The organism is Bradyrhizobium sp. USDA 4353 (assembly GCF_054063215.1).
In genome coordinates this window covers 4,220,506-4,238,935 of the sequence record NZ_JBSSGB010000001.1, presented here as the reverse complement: position 1 = coordinate 4,238,935, position 18,430 = coordinate 4,220,506, and the positions used below count along the sequence as shown (strand labels likewise).

Here is an 18,430-nt window from a genome sequence, read left to right as displayed (position 1 = left end):
TCTCCGGCTTCGGGCTGACCCAGGTTAAAGCGGTATCGGGCACTTCGGGCGTCGGATTCGACAGCCGGACGGCATATCATTCTGCAGGCTCCCGCGCCCCCAGTGTATTGTTTTGCATCGCATAATCCGGACATCTACGGCCCCGTTCTTGCTTTGCAGAAGTTCGGTCACCCAAGCGCAGAATTTTCTGCTGTAATGGGACCAGGACGCCTCGCGACACGGGACCCCGCCTCGCATGAAGCTCGATCGCATCGACATCAAGATTCTGCACGAACTGCAAAAGAATGGCCGCGTCACCAATGTGGAATTGGCCGAGCTGGTCAATCTGTCGCCGAGCCCCTGCTTGATGCGGGTGAAGAAGCTGCAGGCGGAAGGCTATATCGAGGGCTATTCGGCCCAGATCTGCGTCTCCAAGCTCGGCCAGACGCTGACCGTCTTCACCGAGGTCACCCTGAAGAACCACCGCCAGATCGACTTCGCCCGCTTTCTCACCGCGGTCGAGAAGATCGACCAGCTGATCGAGTGCCATCTCGTCTCCGGCGGCTACGATTACATGATGAAGTTCGTCACCGCGGGGATCGGCGAGTACCAGACGATCATGGAGCGGCTCACCGACATGGATATCGGCATCGAGAAGTATTTCAGCTTCGTCGTGCTGAAATCGCCGATCGTGAAGCCCTATCTGCCGCTGACCAGCCTGTTCCAGATGTAGGCCCGCGCTCAGCGCTGACAATATTCGCGGACCTGCTCGGGATCCTGGCGCAGATGATCCAGCCAGGTCGGATCGAGCTTCGGCACCGAGGACAGCAGGAGCTGCGTATAGGGATGCTCCGGCCGCGCCATGGCCTCGGGCGTGATCTGCTCGATCTTGCGTCCGCGATACATCACGACGATGTCGTCGCAGATCGCTTCCACGACCGACAGATCGTGGCTGATGAAGACATAAGCGAGATCGAGCTCGCGCTGCAGCTCCTTCAGCAGGTCAATGACCGCGGCGGCAACGACGGTGTCGAGCGCCGAGGTGATCTCGTCGCAGATGATCAGCTTGGGATCGGCCGCGAGCGCGCGGGCGAAATTGACGCGCTGCTTCTGTCCGCCCGACAGCTCGGCCGGCCGGCGCAGCCGCAAGGCGCGCGGCAGCTTCACCATGTCGAGCAGCTGGTCGATGCGGCCGCTGCGCTGCTTGCGCGGCATGCCGTGATAGAATGTCAGCGGACGCCCCAGGATGTCCTCGACCGTATGCGCCGGATTGAGCGCGGTGTCGGCATGCTGGAACACGATCTGCACCTGACGCAGCTGGTCAGGGCTGCGATGTCGTGCGCTGCGCCCGAGCTCGTGGCCGTCGAACACGACGCCTCCCGAGAACGGCGGCAGGATTCCGGCAATCGCGCGCGCAAGCGTCGACTTGCCGCAGCCGGATTCGCCGATGATGCCGAGATTGCGCCCGCGCGCCACGCGCAGGCTGACATTGTCGACCGCCACGATCGCGGGCTGGCCGTCCGAGCGCAGCGGACCGTAGCCGACCGAGACCTCGTGCACCTCGAGCAACGGCTCGGCCGTGGCGCCCGACGCATCACGCCGCGGCTCATGATCCGGCGCGACCGCCGCCAGCAGCTGCCGCGTATAGGGATGCTGCGCGCGCTCGAGAATGTCGGCCGTCGTGCCGCTCTCCTGCACCTCGCCATTCCTGAGCACGACGATGCGGTCGGCGATCTGGGCGACGACCGCAAGATCGTGCGATACATAGATGCCGGCAATGCGGTGCGCCGAGATCACCGACTTGAACGCCCTGAGCACCTCGACCTGGGTGGTGACGTCGAGCGCCGTCGTCGGCTCATCGAAGATCAGCACCTTGGGGCTTGCGATCAGCGCCATCGCGGCGGCGAGCCGCTGCAACTGGCCGCCCGACACCTGGTGCGGATAGCGATTGCCGATCTCGTCCGGGTTGGGCAGCGACAGCGCGCGGAACAGCGCCACCGCCTTGCCGCGCGCCTCCTCCAGCGGCATCACGCCATGGATGCGCACGACCTCGATGACCTGGTCCATGATCCGGATCGCCGGATTGAACGCCGCGGCCGCGCTCTGCGGCACATAGGCGATCTTGGCGCCGCGCACCGCCGCCTTGTCCTTCTCCGACAGCGCCACCATGTCGATGCCGTCGACCGCGACCGAGCCGCCGACGATCCTGCAGCCCGCACGGGCATAGCCCATCAGGCTCATCGCGATGGTGGTCTTCCCCGAGCCGCTCTCGCCGATCAGCGCGACGATCTCGCCCTCGGCGATGTCGAGGTCGACGCCCCTGATGATCTCGATGGTGCGGCCGGAATCGGTGGTGGCCTCGACGCGAAGATCGCGGATCTGAACCAGGCTCGTCATCTACGACGCCTCCCGGTCGCGGATCTTGGTCGGCAGATTGTCGATCAGGAGATTGACCGCAATGGTCAGGCTCGCGATCGCCAGGGACGGAAAGATCACCGCTGGCGCGGCATAAGGCAGCCCGCCGATGTTCTCGCGCACCAGCGCGCCCCAATCGGCATAAGGCGGCCTGACGCCGAGGCCGAGGAACGACATCCCCGACAGCAGCAGCACGATGAAGACGAAGCGCAGGCCGAGATCGACCAGCACCGGACCGATGATGTTGGGCAGGATTTCCGCGCGGATCAGATACCACAGGCTCTCGCCGCGGATGCGAGCGACCACCACGAAGTCCATGGTGTTGATGTTGACGGCGAGCGCGCGGGCGAAGCGGTAGGCGCCGGGAATGTAGATCACGGCCATGGTCACGATCAGAACGGGAATCGACGAGCCGACGGCGGCGACGACGACGAGGCTGAACAGCTTGCTCGGAATCGAGCTCAGCGCATCGAGCAGCCGGCTCAGCACCATGTCGACGACCCCGCCGGTGATGGCGGCGATCATGCCGAGCGTGACGCCGGCCGCGCCGGCGATGATGACGGACGCCACGGAGATGCCGAGCGTGTAGCGCGCGCCCATCAGGATGCGCGAGGTCATGTCGCGGCCGAGATAGTCGGAGCCCAGCCACAGCTCGCGGCTCATCGGACCGAAATAGTCGGTGTCGACGATGTCGCCGATCGGATACGGAATGATCGCGGGCGCGGCGAAGGCCACCACGATCCAGAACGTCACGATCAGCGCACCGACCACGCCGACCGCATTGATGCGGTAGCCGAGCAGCGAGGTCGGGCCCGACTTGCGGCCGGCGGATGTCGTGGCGCTCGTCATCGCAGCCTCGGATTCGACAGGATGGCGATCACGTCCGCCGTGGTGGTCAGCAGCAGGAACCCGAAGCAGAAGATGATGGCGCAGCTCTGGATCAGCGGCAGGTCGCGGGTCGACACTGCATCGACCATCAGCTTGGCGATGCCGGGATAGTTGAAGATGGTCTCGACGATGATGACGCCGCCCAGGAGATAGGACAGCGACAGCGCGACCGCGTTGACGATCGGCCCGAGCGCATTGGGCAGCGCGTGGCGCAGCACGATCCGGCCGCGCGAGGCGCCTTTCAGCAGCGCCATTTCGACATAGGGCGTGCTCAGCGTCTCGACGACGGCCGCCCGGCTCATCCGGATCATCTGCGCCGAGATCACGATGGTGAGCGTGACGACCGGCATCGCATAGGCACGGGCAAAATCATAGGCGGTGCGGATCTCGCTGGTGAAGGAGACGGCAGGAAGCCAGTTGAGATAGACCGCGAACAGCAGCACGGCGAGCGTCGCGATCATGAACTCCGGCACCGACACCACGCCGATGATCGCGATGGTGAGACAGCGGTCATACAGCGTGTTGCGCAGCATCGCCGCGGTGATGCCGAGCGTCAGCGCCAGCGGCACCGCGATGACGGCGGTGAGCCCGGCGAGCTTGAGCGTGTTGACGAGGCGCCCGGCGATCAGCTTGGCCACCGGCATGTTGTTGGCATAGGAGACACCGAGGTCGCCCTGCACGACGCCCGCGAGCCAGCGCAGGAAACGGAAGATCGCGGGGTCGTCGAGGTGCATCGCCTTGCGCAAGCCCTCGACGGCTTCCGGCGTCGCGGCCTGGCCGAGCAGGATGGTCGCGGTGTCCCCGGGCAGCATCGCGGTGGCAAAGAACACGGCGAAGGAAACAATGACCGCGGTGACCAGCGCGATGGCCAGCCGGGACATGACGAGTGATGCGATCCGATGTTTCAAACGAGACGCCCGTGAGCCTGGTCAGAAGATGTTGGTCGTTGTCGCGGCGCCGGTCTCAAGGACCGGCGCCGCCCGCATCACGCGGCATTCACGAATCGAGCCAGACATATTCGGCGAAGGCATACCCCATCATGCCGCCGAGCGGGCTCGGCTCCAAGCCCTTCAGCTTCGACGAGGTAGCATCGATGCTGGAGATGTAGGCCGGAATGATGGTGCCCGCCTCCTCCGCGATCATCACCTGCATCTCGGCATACATCTGCTTGCGCTTGGCCTGGTCGAGCAGGCCGCGCGCCTCGAGCATCATCTTGTCGAACTTCTCGGACTTGTAGCGGCTCTCGTTCCACGGCGCCTCGGAGGCGTAGAGCAGCGAGAACAGGATGTCCGGCGTCGGGCGCGGATTGATGTTGCCGAAATGGACCGGCGCCTTCAGCCAGTAATTGTCCCAATAGCCGTCCGAGGGAACGCGCTGCACGTCGAGCGTGAGGCCGATCGAAGCCGCGGAGGCCTGGATCACCATGGCCATCTCGATCGCCGCGTTCGCGGCTTCCGAGGTCACGACGGGAATCGAGGTGCCGAGCACGCCGGCCTTCTGGAACAGCGCTTTCGCCTTGTCCGGATCGAACGGCTTGGGCTTCAGATCGGGATTATGGAAGAAGTTGGCCGGCGACACCGGCTGGTCGTTGCCGACGACGCCGAAGCCGCGCAGCACCGATTTGACGATCTGCTCGCGGTTCACCAGGTGCTTCATGCCATCGATGAAGTCCTTCTTATTGCCCGGCGCCATGTCGAGGCGGATGTTGAGATCGGTGTAGTTGCCGCTGGTCGACTTCGACAGCGCGATCCCCTCCTTGCCCTCGATCAGCCGCAGCGAGCGCGGATTGATGTTGGCGGCCAGCTGGATGTCGCCGGAGAGCAGCGCATTAACGCGCGCATTCTCCTCGGTGATCGCGATGAACTCGATCTGGTCGAGATAGGGACCGTCCTTGAAATAGTTCTTGTTGCGCACGCCGACGGAGCGCACGCCCGGCTCGAAGACCTCGCGAACGAAGGCGCCGGTGCCGTTCGCCTTGGAGAAGTCGGTGGTGCCGTCGGCGACGATCATAAAGTGATGCAGCGCCAGGATCATCGGCAGATCGGCATTGGCGCTCGCCAGGGTGAGCTCGACGGTGGTCTTGTCGACCGCCTTGAAGCCGGTCATCTGCGCCGCGATCTTGGCCACCTTGGAGCCAGTCGCCTTGTCGAGATGCCGCTTCAGCGAGAACACGACGTCGTCGGCCGTCAGCGGCTTGCCATCGTGGAAGGTGACGCCCTTCTTCAGCTTCACGGTCCAGGTCTGCGCATCCTGGGACTCGATCGACTCCGCCAGCTCCATCTGCGCCGCGCCGGTCTTATCCAGCGTGGTGAGCCGGTTGTAGAACGAGCAGCAGCGGACGTAGTCGGTCGAGAGCGACGCCTTGGCCGGATCCAGCGTATCGGCGGTCGAGGTCGACCAGCCCGCCGCCTTGATGGCCCCGCCCTTCTTCGGGCTCGCCGCGAAGGCGCGCTCGGCGCGGCCGAGGATGGTGCTGCCGGCGGCGAGCGCGACGCCGTTGGCAAGCATCATCTTCAGGAGATCGCGGCGCGAGGCGCCGCGCCGGATCGCCGCCTCGATCAGCCCATCATCCCCGGCAGTCCAGTTGGTGATCTCGTCGCTCATTGCATCCGTCCCCTGTTTCGATCCGGCAGAATGAATTTATCAGTCGGGCATCACGTCGCGGACACGTGGTCCACCGCGTCGGCCAGCTCGGCCATCGAGCAGAAATGAAGATCCGGCTGGGTGAACGAGGCCGGCTCGATCGTGCCACCATAGCCCTGCTTGTCGTGACGCCGCTCGATCCAGCAATTGGTGATGCCGAGCTGACGGGAGACGCCGATGTCGTGATACTGGCTCTGCGCGACATGCAGGATCTCGGACTTGCTGCCGCCGTCGCGTGCGACGAAATCGAGCACCTGGGCGAAGAAGGCAGGATCCGGCTTCTCAGTCCCGGTGTCGTCGACCGTGAAGGTCGCATAGAACGGCGAGCCGAGCTCGCGCTCGAAATGATCCAGGGCCCAGCGCCGCGCATTCGTCATCGCGATCAGCTTGTAGCGCTTGCCGAGACGGGCCATCGCCGCGGCGCTGTCCGGAAAGGCTTTCCAGCGCGCGGCTGAATCACGGAAGCGTTCGCCGAGCGCGGTCTGCTGGGGCAGGCCGAGCTGCGGCGCAATGATGTCATAGACGCGGACGAGATCATCGGGAAAGCGGTCGGCATCGGCGGCATAGCGTGCGGCGCGGTACAGGCTGAGCGCCTGCTCGCCGTCGACAGCCTGGTTCGCATCGGCCGCGATCTCGGCGAGGCTCGAGACGATTCCGCCTTCGAAGTCGATCAACGTGCCGACCACGTCGAAGGTCAGATACCTGAATTGAGCGAGATCGAGCTGGGTCATTCTGTGAGGCCTTCCGCGTCGTCGATCCTAGTGTGAAGCCGGGTTCCGGCGAAAGCTTCCGAATTGCCGGGACCCGACGGCAGAAAATTGCGAATAGGAGCAAGCGCCGACATATCGGCGTTGCTGCATAAGCAGCGAGCGGCGCGTGCCTGCTTTCACGCCAGACCTCTCACGCCATGGCCTGGCGGACGTCCGGGTCGGCCAGGGTTTGGTCGAGCGTCCGCGCGGTCCGCTCGATAATGGCATCGATATCGGCATCGGTGCAGCACAGCGGCGGGGCGTAGCCGAGCACCCCCGTCGGGAAGGCGCGGATCACCAGCCCATTCGCCCAGGCGCGGTCGAAGATGCGGCGCGCCGGCTCGGCGCCGGCCGGCAGCGGCGTCTTCCGCTCCTTGTCGACGACGAGCTCGACCGCCGCCAGCAGGCCACGGCCGCGGACCTCGCCGACCAGCGGATGATCCTGCAGCGCACGCAGACCGGCCATCAGCCGCGCACCGGCGCGCCGGCCGTTCTCCAGCAAACCGTTTTCATACAGATCGAGCACCGCAAGGCCGACGGCCGCGCTCACCGGATGCGCCGAATAGGTATAGCCGTGCCCCACCGCCGACATCCCTGCCCCGTCGGCGATCACGCCATAGACGTGATCGGACATCAGCACCGCGCCCATCGGCACATAGCCCGACGTCAGCCCCTTGGCCACCGTCATGAAGTCGGGGACGATGTCGTCATCAGTGCAGGCAAACAAGGGACCGGTGCGGCCGAACCCGGTGATCACCTCGTCGGCGACGAACAGGATGCCGTGCTGCCGGCAGCGCTCGCGCATCGCCTTCATCCAACCCTCGGGCGGCACCAGCACACCGCCGGAGCCCTGGATCGGCTCGGCATAGAATGCCGCCACCCGCTCCGGACCGCCCACCTCGGCGATCTTCGCCTCGAGCGCGGCGAGCGACGCTGCAATGATCGCCTCTGGATGGCTGCCGGCCGGATTGCGATACGCGTAGTGCGACGGGATCTTGTGCTGCCAGCTCAGCGGCACGCCGAAATTGGCGTGGAAGGCGGGCAACGCGGTCAGCCCGGCGCCGACCGTCGAGGAGCCGTGATAGCCCTGCTGCAAGGTGATGAACTGGTCGCGCTGCTGCTGTCCCTTCGCATGCCAATAATAGTGGATGAAGCGCACCGTGCTGTCGACGGCGTCGGAGCCGCCGAGCGTGAAGTAGACATGGTTGAGATCGCCCGGCGCACGCTCGGCCAGCGCTGCGGCAAGACGAATGGCGGGCTCCGAGGCGAGGCTGAAATAGCCGGTGGCATAAGGCAGCTCGCGCATCTGCCGCGCCGCAGCCTCGACGATGCTGTCATGGCCATAGCCGGCATTGACGCACCACAGGCCGGCGAAACCATCGACTAGCTGGTGGCCGGAGGCGTCGGTGACGACGGCGCCCTTGGCGGACGCGAGGACCCGCGCGCCCGAGGCCTCGTGTCCCCGATAGGATGCGACGGGGTGCACCAGATGGGCGCGATCGAGTTCGATGAGCGAGTTGCTGAGCATGATGATCTCCAGTTCAGCCGAACGCCTGGCTGGCCAAGGCAAATGTTGAGGCAAATGTTGCGGCAAATGTTGATGCGGACGGCCGCGCCGCGTCTGTTGCAGCGGGTCGGTGCATCACGATGCCGCCGCCGACATGATCGAGGCCAAGGCTTGCCAGCCACGGCGCAAGGCCGCTCTCGACGCCGGTGTCGACGCGGATGAATTCGCCTTGCCGCCCGGACAAAAAATGCGCGACGAGCGCCTTGGCGTCGTCGAGACCGGAGGCGACGACGGGGCCGATCACGAGGCCGCGGCCGAAGCGGCGCAGCGCCGCGAAGCCGGCCAAGCGCCCCTCTCGCTCAAGCATCGCGAGGTCGCCGACGACAACGAGATGTGCAATCAGAGCGCTGCGGTCCGCGCCAAACGCCGCCGCATCCAGCACGGTGATCGCGGCGACGTCCGCCGCGGTTGCAACACGCAAATCCTCGCACGGCGCGACCGCTTGCACGAGATGTCCCTGGTGCTGGACGATCTCGCCCGACCGGTGGAAGCCGAGCTTCTCATAGAGCGGCAGGCCGTCCTCGGTCGCGACGAGCTGGAGGCGCCGGTCGCCCGCGAGCGTCATCGCCCGTTGCATCAGGCGCCGTCCGAGCCCCTGCCCCCGCTCGGCCTCGTCGACGATGACCATGTTGATCGTGCCGGCGTCGCGGCCATAGGGCGTCATCAGCACGGTCCCGATCACGCGCGCATCCGCGCTGACGGCAACACAGCCTTGGCTAAGCGCAAGCGCCATCTGCCAGTCCTCGCGGCGATGCGGCCAGCGGGCCTGTCGCGACAATCCCGTCGCGGCATCCAGGTGATCGCTGCTGAAAGCGATCAGGCTCGTCGCGTTGGACATCATGCATGCACTCCCATTGCATCGCGAGTCTGGGGGAGCGCCCCCCGGCAAATCGTCTGAAGGCGCTGATGCCGACAACATCTTCCGCCGTAGAACCGGATAAAGCCGCATCTTATGCTGGCGTGCCGGCCTATCATCGGATGTCGAGATCATCGCCCACGTGAGGACCCATGAGCCGCTTTCGCCCGAAATACGTGACCTTCGACTGCTACGGCACGCTGACCAATTTCCAGATGGCCGAGGCCGCGCGCGATCTCTACAGCGCAACGCTCCCCGAGCCGGCGATGACCGAGTTCGTGAAGGTCTTCTCGGCCTACCGTCTCGACGAAGTCCTCGGCGCCTGGAAGCCCTATGCCGAGGTCGTCAGCAATGCGCTGGCGCGCAGCTGCCGCAAGATCGGCATCCCTTTCAAGCCGGAGGACGCCGACATGGTCTATCAGCGCGTGCCGACCTGGGGACCGCATCCGGACGTGCCGGCGGGGCTCGCCAAGGTGGCCAAGGAGATTCCGCTGGTCATTCTCTCCAACGCCATGAACGTGCAGATCCCCTCCAACGTCGTCAAGCTCGGCGCCCCCTTCCATGCCGTGTTCACCGCCGAGCAGGCGCAGTCCTACAAGCCGCGGATGCGCGGCTTCGAATACATGTTCGACATGCTCGGCTGCGGCCCGGAGGATATCACGCACTGCTCCTCCTCGTTCCGCTATGACCTGATGACCGCGCACGACCTCGGCATCAAGAGCAAGGTCTGGGTCAACCGCGGCCATGAGCCGGCCAATCCCTATTACGGCTACACCGAGATCAAGGACGTCTCCGAGCTGCCCGGCGTGTTCGGTCTCTAAGCAGAGTGCCCGCGATGAAATATGTCTCCTACTGGCGCGATACTGCGGCCGCCTTTCCCGGCGGTCACACCGGACCCGTGGAGGGGCATTACGACGTCGCCGTGATCGGCGGCGGCTTCACCGGCCTCGGCGCCGCGCTCCAGCTCGCCAAAGCCGGCGCCAAGGTCATCGTGCTCGAAGCCGATGCCGTCGGCTCGGGCGCATCGGGCCGCAATGGCGGGCATCTCAACAACGGCTTGGCGCACAGCTATCCGGCCGCCAAGGCCGAGCTAGGCGCCGAGCGCGCGATCGCACTCTACAAGGCGTTCGACGACTCGATCGACACGCTGGAGCGCCTGATTGCGGAGGAAAACATCGCCTGCGACTTCCGCCGCTCCGGCAAGCTCAAGCTGGCGTCCAAGCCCGCCCATTTCAATGCGATCGCCCGGAATTTCGAGGCCATCAACCGCGAGGTCGATCCGGACACGGCGATGCTCTCGGCGGCAGATTTGCAGGCGGAGATCGGCGCGCCCTTCCACGGCGGCATGCTGTTCAAGAAGAGCGCGATGATGCATATGGGCCGCTTCGCAGCCGGCCTCGCCACGGCTGCAACCCGCCGCGGCGCCGTCATCGTCGAGCACGCCGCGGTCACCGAGCAGGTGCCCGAGGCCAAGGGCTTTCGCCTGACCACGGCCAAGGGCACGGTGCGTGCCGATCAGGTGCTGCTCGCAACCGGCGCCTATACGCCGGCGAGCTTCAGCTATTTCCGCCGCCGCATCATCGCCGTCGGCAGCTTCATCATCGCGACCCGCCCGCTGACAGCGGCCGAGGCGGCTGCGGTGCTGCCGGGCCAGCGCACCTACGTCAACTCGATGAACATCGGCAACTACTTCCGTCTGTCACCGGACAACCGCCTGATCTTCGGCGGCCGCGCGCGCTTCTCGGCAACGTCGGATCAGCAGTCGGACGCCAAGAGCGGCGCGATCCTGCGCGACGCGATGGAGCGGATGTTCCCGCAGCTCAAAGGCATCGACATCGACTATTGCTGGGGCGGGCTCGTCGACATGACCGCCGACCGCTATCCGCGTGCCGGCCGCCAGGACGGCGTGTGGTATGCGATGGGCTATTCCGGACACGGCGCGCAGCTCTCGACCCATCTCGGCATGATCATGGCCGATGCGATGCTCGGCCGGCCCGATCGCAATCCGATGAAGGAGGCCGGCTGGCCGGTCGTGCCCGGCCATTTCGGCAAACCCTGGTTCCTGCCCTTCGTCGGCGCGTACTACAAGACCTTGGACTGGATCCGCTGAGACGTCCCGGAGAGCCGCTCGTTCAGCCAACACACGGTCTATAAGCAATCAGAGCTGCGCCTCGAAGGCCGCGCGCTCGGCGCGGCTGAGATGCAGCCCGTGCTTGGTGCGCCGGTCCAGCACGTCGGCCGCCGTCTGTGCCCATTCCCGCTCGCGCAGGTAAGCGAGCTCGCGCTCATAGAACGTGCCGCCGAAATGACGGCCGAGATCGTCGCGCGTGCGCGCCGGCCCGAGCAGGTCGCGCGCGCAGCTCCCATAGAGCCGCGCATAATGCGCCACCGCCTCGCGCGGCAAGGCCTGATACTCTGCGGCAAGATCGTCGAGAAACTGCTCGAACGAACCGCCGAGATCGCCGCCCGGCAGACAGGCGCCGGCTGTCCAGGCCGGTCCCATCTGCGGAAACCATGGACCGAGCCGCTCCAGCGCGTGCTCGGCGAGCTTGCGAAAGGTCGTGATCTTGCCGCCGAAGATCGACAGCAGCGGCGGCTGCTCCGCCGTGCCGTGCACCTCGAACACGTAGTCCCGTGTCACGGCCGAGGGATTATCGGCGTTGTCGTCGTAGAGCGGCCGCACGCCGGAGAAGGCGTGGAGGATGTCCGCCTTGCCCGGTGCTGCGCGGAAGTAGCGATCGAGCACAGCCAGAAGATAGTCGATCTCGCCGCCGTCGATCGCGACATCCTCGGCGCGACCGTCATGCACGATGTCGGTGGTGCCGATCAGCGCCAGATCATTCTCATAGGGGTTGACGAAGATGACGCGCCGATCGGTGTTCTGCAGCAGATAGGCCTGCGATCCGCTCCAGAATTTCGGCACCACTAAGTGGCTGCCCTTCACCAGCCGCACATTGTGCGCCGAGTTGAAGCCGGCGACGCCCTGCACGACGTCCTGCACCCAGGGACCTGCGGCATTCACCAGCGCCTTGGCGCGAACGGTGCGCAACTCGCCGCTCTCGGAGCGCATCTCCAGCCGCCAGCAATCGCCCTCGCGGCGCGCGCTCACCGCGCGAGTGCGCGGCAGAATGACGGCGCCCTTGCGCGCGGCATCGACGAGGTTGAGGATCACCAGCCGGGCATCGTCCACCCAGCAGTCCGAATATTCGAAGCCGCGCCGAAACTCCGGGCGCAACGGCGCGCCTTCCGGCTCATGCGCGAGGTCGACATTGCGGCTCGCCGGCAATTGCTTGCGGCCGCCGAGATGATCGTAGAGGAACAGCCCAGTGCGCACCAGCCAGGCCGGGCGCTGCTCCGGCGAATGCGGCAGCACGAAGCGCATCGGCCAGATGATGTGCGGGGCCGAGGCCAGCAGCACCTCACGCTCGATCAGTGCCTCGCGCACCAGGCGAAACTCGTAGTATTCGAGATAGCGCAGGCCGCCATGGATCAGCTTGCCCGAGCGCGATGAGGTGCCTTGCGCGAAATCATCCTTCTCGCACAGCAGCACCTTCAGGCCGCGGCCGGCGGCATCACGGGCGATACCAGCGCCATTGATGCCGCCGCCGATCACGGCGAGGTCCAACACACCGTAATCGGATCCGCTGCGTGAGACCGGCGCGTTCATCGCTTGCCGCTGTGCTTCGTCTCGAGCTTGCGTCCGGCGGCTGCCGCGCGCGTCCGGGTTGCCGCCTTGGCCGGCGTCTTTGCAGCCTTCTTGACCGGCTTGGCCTTCTTGCTAGCCTTCATATTCGCCTTGGGGTCCTGCAGACCGTAGGTCGAGAACCCCTGCGCGGTCTCGGCGATCTCGGCGTCACCCAGGATGTGCGGCTGGCCTAGCGCGAGCGACAGATAATATTGCTTGGCGATGGTCTCGAGCTCGACCGCCAGCCACATCGCCTTGTCGAGATTGGCGCCGACCGCGATCATGCCGTGATTGGCCAGCAGGCAGCCATTGCGGCCCTCCAGCGCCTCCAGCGCCAGCTCGGACAATTCAGCCGTGCCGAAGCGCGCGTAGCCGGCGCAGCGGATGTCCATGCCGCCGAACGCCGCCATCATGTAGTGGCAGGCCGGGATCGACTTGCGCGCGATCGCCAGCACTGTCGCGTAGGTCGAATGCGTGTGCACGACGCCGCCGACATCCGGGCGTCCGCGCATGATGTCCAGATGAAAGCGCCATTCGGTCGAGGGCTTCAGCGGCCCCTCCCACGAGCCGTACTCCCCCTCGAGCGGCATCGAGGCGATCATCTCCGGCTTCATCGAATCGTAGGGCGTCGCCGACGGGGTGATCAGCATGCGGTCCTTATAGCGGGCGGAGATGTTGCCCGACGTGCCCTGGTTTAGACCCGACGCATTCATCCACCGGCACTTGGCGATGATGTTCTCGCGGATCTGTCGTTCCTCGCGATTCATTGCAAAAACCTTTCGTCAGCAGGGATTGAGCGGCGGCTCGCCGGCAAGATAGCGGCGAACCTCTTCGGCCGCCTGGTCGGCGGCAAAGGTGACGGTACGCACCGAGGCGCCGGCGATGTGCGGCGTCAGGGTGACATTGGGAAGCTGCAACAGCGGCCAGTCCGGCGGCACCGGCTCGACCGCAAACGTGTCGAGCATTGCGCCGGCCAGCCGTTGCGAGCTGAGCGCATCATAGAGCGCCTGATAGTCGACCAGCGGCCCGCGCGCCGTGTTGATCAAGATCGCGCCCGGCTTGATCTGTTCCAGCGCGTCGCGATCGATGAAGCCGGTGGTCTCCGCGGTGACGCGGGCATGCAGGCTGATCACATCGGCGCGCGCCAGCAACTCGCCGAGCGCGACGTGCTCGACGCCGTCATTGCGATCCTGGGCGCTGAGCTGCACGTAGGGGTCGGTGACCAGGATCTTGCAGCCGAACGCCTTGAGCAGCTTCACCACGCGGGTGCCGATCGCACCATAGCCGACGATGCCCACCGTCATCTCGCCCAGCTCGCGTCCCGTCCGGTCGGCGCGATAGAGATCGCCGCGCCAGTCGCCGCCGCGCAGCGACTCGTGACCGCTCCGGATCAGCCGCGTCTCCGCAAGCATCGCGCCGATGGTGAATTCGGCCACCGCGCTGGCGTTACGTCCCGGCGTATTGACCACGAGCACGCCGTGATCACGCGCCGCCTGCATGTCGACATTCACCGGGCCGCCGCGCGACACCGCGATGAATTTCAGACGGGGCAGCCGCTGCAGCATCGCCCGCGAGATCGGCGCGAGATGCGTCACCAAGAGCGGCGCCTCGCCGATGAAGGCCGCGAGCTCGTCGGGATCACCCATGAACTCCTTCAGGCCATCGAGCTTGGAGCCGGCATAGCCGTGCTCCATCGGCTCATCCGGCCAGGGCTGCTCGAGCGTGCGGATGTCGAGACCGTCGCCGCAGGTCGCGGTGATCCGTTCGGCGAACACCGACGGCAGCATGAAGCGGTCGCCGATGATGGCGATGGACCTAGACATGATTGGCCCCCGTGCGCTGGGGTGCGAGCTGCTTCCACACCGGCCGCGCCGCGAGGCGCGCATCGACATAGGCCGGAAACAACTGCTCATAGCGTTCGGCCAGCGCCATGTCAGGCGCTTGCGGCTCGTCCAAATAGGGCCTCACCCACTCCTCCGCGCAGTCCATCATGTTGGAATAAAGTCCGGTCGCGACCGCTGCGATCATGGCCGCGCCCGATGCGCCGGCCTCCTCGCGGCGGCAGACCCTGATCGTGCTGCCGAGCGCAGCACCAAGGATGGCGCCGAGCGCGCGGCTCCGCGCCGCGCCGCCGGTCAGACGGATCTCGGTCGGCAGCGGTCCCATCGCCGCGTAGCAGTCGCGCGCGGCGAAGGCTAGCCCCTCCATCACTGCGCGCATCAGATCCCAATAGCCATGTCGCGTGCGCAGGCCGATTAGTTGCGCCGACGCCTCGTGCGACACGAAGGGACCGCGCTCGCCCGCGTCTGAAATGAAAGGATGGTACAGCAGCTCGCCCGCTTTCGCGGCGAGCACGCGCTCATCCAGGCGCCGGATCAGGTCGTTGCGCGACCGCGCGATGCCCTCCATCGCGAGCACGCCGCGGGCGACGTCGAGCAGCCAGTCGATGTTCAAGGTCGCGGCCATGGTCGACTGCATCTGCGCATAGTGACCCGGCACCGGGAACGGCATCGTATAGCCGGTGGCCTCGGCATTGAGCTTGACCGCGTCGGCCGAGCGCGCCAGCCGCATGTGCATGCCGGTCGAGCCGATGATGGTGCAGCCGACATCGGGGCTGGGATCATATAGCCCGCCGCCGAGTGCGTTGCAGATCACGTCGACATAGCCGAGCGACACCGGCACGCCCGCGGGCAGGCCCGTCTCCGCCGCCGCCATCTGCGACAGCGGATGTGTCGTGACGACGCCGTCGACGACATCAGGAAACAGCCGCGCCGACGCGGAAATGCCGATCAGATCGGCGGCCTCACCGTCGAAGCAGCGCCTGCGAAAATCGCCGCAGGAGAACGCCGCCTCCGACGGATCGGTGGCGCGCGCCCCGGTGAGTTGGAAGTAGAGCCAGTCCTTGCAGTGGAACACCGTGCTGGCGCGGTCCAGGATCGCGGCGGCATGCGCCTGCAGCCAGGCGAGCTGCGGGCCCTGCTGGCAGGCGTTGAGCCCCGATCCCGTCCGCTGATAATGCGCCGCGTTGCGCTCACCTGATCGAAAGGACTCGACGAAGCCCGCCGCACGCGAGTCGAGCCACAGCAGAGCGGGCGCGACCGGCTCGCCGTCGGCATCGATCAGCCACGTGCCATCGCCCTGCCCGGTCACCGCGATCGCGGCGACGCGGCTCGCCAGATCGGGCAGCGCGGCGCCGAGCCCGCGCAGGGCCGCGACGGTGTCGCTCCAGGTCCGATCCAGGTCCTGCTCGACGCGGCCGCCCGGCAGCGCCGTATAGCTGTTGGGAATCGCGAAGTCGCCGAGCTGGCGACCATTCCGCGCGAACGCGACTGCCTTGATCACCGACGTGCCGGCGTCGATGCCGATGATCACATCGCGGGTCGCCGATGACGCCATGCTCAGCGCGCCTCCGCATGGCGGACGCAGACGCCGTCGCGACCGAAGATGTGGAGATGGCGCGACTCCAATGCGCAGGGCACGACATCGCCCGGTCGCGCGGCCACCTTGCTGGAGGTGACGGCGACCAGCAGATGACCGGCGCACTCGCCTGCAATATGCGCCTGATCGCCGAGCCATTGGTTGGAGACGATGCGCAGCCGCGCCTCACCGCTGCCGATTGCGATCCGCTGCGGCCGGATGCCGACCTTGATGCGATCGGCCTGCACAAGCGCCTGCTGCGCGGAAACATCCAGCGTCTGTCGGGAGATGTGGAAGGAGACGTCGGAGGCGGCAGACAGACGGAAGCCGCCCTCCTCCTGCGCCACGGTGGTCTCCAGCAAATTCATCGGCGGCTCGCCGATGAAGCTCGCGACGAACAGATTGGCCGGACGGTTTTTCAGCTCGCGCTCCCCAGCGAATTGCTGCAAGACGCCGTCCTCCATGACCGCGATGCGGTCGGCGAGCGCGCTGGCCTCGGTCTGATCATGGGTCACGAAGATCGCGGTCATCCCGCGCTCCGCCAGCAGGCCCTTGATGCGGCCGCGCAGCACCGCGCGGAGCTGCGGCTCGAGCTGGCCCATCGGCTCGTCCAGCAGATAGAGATCGGCGTCGCGCACCAGCGCGCGCGCCAGCGAGACGCGCTGCTGCTGGCCGCCGGACAGCGCGCGCGGATGATGATCGAGGATGTCCTCGATCTCGACCAGGCGCGCGATGTCGTCGACGCGCTGCGCGATCTCGGCCCGCGACAATTGCTGCGCCTTCAGCGCGAAGGCGATGTTCTCGCGCACCGTCAGCGGCGGATACAGCGAGTAGCCCTCGAACGCCATCGCCACGCGGCGCTTCGCCGGCGGCAGATCGTGGATCGGCCGCTGCGCCAGCGCGATCGAGCCGGAGCTCACGCTCTCGAAGCCGGCGATCATGCGCAAGGTCGAGGTCTTGCCGCAGCCGGAGGAGCCGAGCAGCGCGACGATCTCGCCCGACCGGATGTCCATGTCGAGCGCGCGCACGGCATGGACCTCAGGCTTGCCCCTGGTGTGATAGACCTTGTCGACGTTGCGGATTTCGAGCATGCCCATGTCAAACTCTTAAGGTTCAGATCCTCACGCCGCCTGCCGTCGCGACGGCAGGCCGATGCGCTCGCCCGTCGCGTGATCGAACAGCAGCGCCGCATCAGGCGCGAACCGCACGTACACATCCTCGTCGGCTTCAGCCTGCAGCGCCTCCGGAGCCAGCGCTGCCAGCCATTCACCGCCGTCGGCGAAACGCAGCAGCACCACCGCACGCTCATGCAGCGGCGTCACCGCGACGATCCGGGCGGGGATCGCGTTCTCGCCGCCCTGGCGCGTCACCACGATGTCGTCGGGCCGTACGCCGAGCCAGCAGCGCTCGCGCGCGTCGGATGGCAGCTCATCGGCATCGAGCTGGACCTGCGTGCCGGCAACGGCGGCCATCAGGCCGCCCTGCCCGGCCACCGGCGTGACCTCCGACAGATTGATGCTGGGATCGCCGAACAGCCGGGCCACCGCGACCGAGGCTGGCCGCGCATAGATGTCCTCCGGCCGCGCCACCTGCACCAGACGGCCATTGATCAGCACGGCGATGCGATCGGCGATCGCCATCGCCTCGCGGTAGTCCTGCGTCACATACAGCACCGCGGCCGAGCCGCGCCGCAGCAGGCTCGGCAACTCCAGCCGCATCTCATAGCGCAGCTTGGCGTCGACGTTGCGCAGGGGATCGTCGAGCAGCAGCACCTCGGGATTGCCGATCAGCGCCCGCGCCAGCGCCGTGCGCTGCTTCTGCCCGTTCGACAATTCGCGCGGCTTGTGGCCGAGCACGTGCTCGATCTTCAAGAGCCGGCTCATCGCCGCCACCTTCGCCGTCACGTCGGCAGCTCCGCTCGCGCGCAGGCCGCTGGCGATGTTGTCGCGCGCGGTCATGTGCGGGAACAGCGCAAAGTTCTGGAACGCCATGCCGATGCCGCGCTGCTCCGGCGGCGCATCGACGATCGACCGCCCGCCGACCAGGATGTCGCCCGCGTCAGGCTCGAACATGCCGGCGATCATCCGCAGCAGCACGGTCTTGCCGCTGCCGGACGGGCCGAACACAGCCACGATCTCGCCGGGCTCGACCGCGAGCGACACGCCCTTGGCGCAGGTCGCGGCGCCAAAGCCCTTGTCGACGGATTTGAGTTCGAGACGCGCCATGCTTCT

At 66.5% G+C, this 18,430-nt stretch carries 16 protein-coding genes; 3 read left to right on the top strand and 13 right to left on the bottom strand.

Features of this window, described 5'->3' with window-relative positions:
- The first annotated feature begins 235 nt into the window (after positions 1 to 235).
- Complete coding sequence (locus tag ACVILH_RS18975; protein WP_257170303.1) at positions 236 to 712, top strand: Lrp/AsnC family transcriptional regulator; 477 nt, start codon at positions 236 to 238, stop codon at positions 710 to 712.
- Positions 713 to 720: 8 nt separating this feature from the next.
- Here the strand turns inward: ACVILH_RS18975 and ACVILH_RS18970 are convergent, their stop codons facing one another.
- The 7 genes from ACVILH_RS18970 to ACVILH_RS18940 form a co-directional block, all read right to left on the bottom strand.
- Complete coding sequence (locus ACVILH_RS18970; RefSeq protein WP_456714242.1) at positions 721 to 2,376, bottom strand: ABC transporter ATP-binding protein; 1,656 nt, start codon at positions 2,374 to 2,376, stop codon at positions 721 to 723.
- Positions 2,377 to 3,243: an ABC transporter permease gene (locus tag ACVILH_RS18965; protein ID WP_456714241.1), complete on the bottom strand. Its 867-nt coding sequence runs from the start codon at positions 3,241 to 3,243 to the stop codon at positions 2,377 to 2,379. It lies immediately after the preceding gene.
- Complete coding sequence (locus tag ACVILH_RS18960; RefSeq protein WP_456714240.1) at positions 3,240 to 4,163, bottom strand: ABC transporter permease; 924 nt, start codon at positions 4,161 to 4,163, stop codon at positions 3,240 to 3,242. Before ACVILH_RS18960 ends, ACVILH_RS18965 begins: the two co-directional genes overlap by 4 nt.
- A 115-nt stretch (positions 4,164 to 4,278) precedes the next feature.
- Positions 4,279 to 5,886: an ABC transporter substrate-binding protein gene (locus ACVILH_RS18955; protein ID WP_456714239.1), complete on the bottom strand. Its 1,608-nt coding sequence runs from the start codon at positions 5,884 to 5,886 to the stop codon at positions 4,279 to 4,281.
- Between the two features lie 50 nt (positions 5,887 to 5,936).
- The gene (locus ACVILH_RS18950; protein WP_456714238.1) at positions 5,937 to 6,656 is read right to left on the bottom strand and encodes an HAD-IA family hydrolase; all 720 of its coding nucleotides are present in this window, start codon (positions 6,654 to 6,656) and stop codon (positions 5,937 to 5,939) included.
- A 169-nt stretch (positions 6,657 to 6,825) separates the two neighbouring features.
- Positions 6,826 to 8,202: an aminotransferase class III-fold pyridoxal phosphate-dependent enzyme gene (locus tag ACVILH_RS18945; RefSeq protein WP_456714237.1), complete on the bottom strand. Its 1,377-nt coding sequence runs from the start codon at positions 8,200 to 8,202 to the stop codon at positions 6,826 to 6,828.
- 13 nt (positions 8,203 to 8,215) lie between these two features.
- Positions 8,216 to 9,082: a GNAT family N-acetyltransferase gene (locus ACVILH_RS18940; protein ID WP_456714236.1), complete on the bottom strand. Its 867-nt coding sequence runs from the start codon at positions 9,080 to 9,082 to the stop codon at positions 8,216 to 8,218.
- Positions 9,083 to 9,249: 167 nt separating this feature from the next.
- Between ACVILH_RS18940 and ACVILH_RS18935 the strand changes: the two genes are divergently transcribed.
- Positions 9,250 to 9,918, top strand: coding sequence for a haloacid dehalogenase type II (locus tag ACVILH_RS18935; RefSeq protein ID WP_456714235.1), 669 nt, complete (start codon positions 9,250 to 9,252; stop codon positions 9,916 to 9,918).
- 14 nt (positions 9,919 to 9,932) lie between these two features.
- On the top strand, positions 9,933 to 11,207 hold the full coding sequence (locus ACVILH_RS18930; protein WP_456714234.1) for an NAD(P)/FAD-dependent oxidoreductase: 1,275 nt from the start codon (positions 9,933 to 9,935) through the stop codon (positions 11,205 to 11,207).
- Between the two features lie 48 nt (positions 11,208 to 11,255).
- Here the strand turns inward: ACVILH_RS18930 and ACVILH_RS18925 are convergent, their stop codons facing one another.
- Genes ACVILH_RS18925 through ACVILH_RS18900 form a run of 6 tightly spaced genes read right to left on the bottom strand, consistent with a single transcriptional unit; the run spans position 11,256 to position 18,424 of the window.
- Positions 11,256 to 12,764: a glycerol-3-phosphate dehydrogenase gene (locus tag ACVILH_RS18925; RefSeq protein WP_456714233.1), complete on the bottom strand. Its 1,509-nt coding sequence runs from the start codon at positions 12,762 to 12,764 to the stop codon at positions 11,256 to 11,258.
- Positions 12,761 to 13,549 (bottom strand): class II aldolase/adducin family protein, encoded by a 789-nt coding sequence (locus ACVILH_RS18920; RefSeq protein WP_456714232.1) that lies wholly within the window; start codon positions 13,547 to 13,549, stop codon positions 12,761 to 12,763. The genes ACVILH_RS18925 and ACVILH_RS18920 overlap by 4 nt, the downstream gene beginning before the upstream one ends.
- Before the next feature lie 15 nt (positions 13,550 to 13,564).
- A complete protein-coding gene (locus ACVILH_RS18915) occupies positions 13,565 to 14,605 on the bottom strand; it encodes a 2-hydroxyacid dehydrogenase (protein ID WP_456714231.1) in 1,041 nt (346 codons plus the stop codon).
- A complete protein-coding gene (locus ACVILH_RS18910; protein WP_456714230.1) occupies positions 14,598 to 16,178 on the bottom strand; it encodes an FGGY family carbohydrate kinase in 1,581 nt (526 codons plus the stop codon). The genes ACVILH_RS18915 and ACVILH_RS18910 overlap by 8 nt, the downstream gene beginning before the upstream one ends.
- A 2-nt stretch (positions 16,179 to 16,180) precedes the next feature.
- Positions 16,181 to 17,290 carry an ABC transporter ATP-binding protein gene (locus ACVILH_RS18905; protein WP_456717024.1) on the bottom strand — a complete coding sequence of 370 codons (1,110 nt, stop codon included), beginning with the start codon at positions 17,288 to 17,290 and terminating at the stop codon, positions 16,181 to 16,183.
- A 30-nt stretch (positions 17,291 to 17,320) separates the two neighbouring features.
- Positions 17,321 to 18,424, bottom strand: a complete 1,104-nt coding sequence (locus ACVILH_RS18900; protein ID WP_456714229.1) for an ABC transporter ATP-binding protein — start codon at positions 18,422 to 18,424, stop codon at positions 17,321 to 17,323.
- Positions 18,425 to 18,430 lie beyond the last annotated feature (6 nt).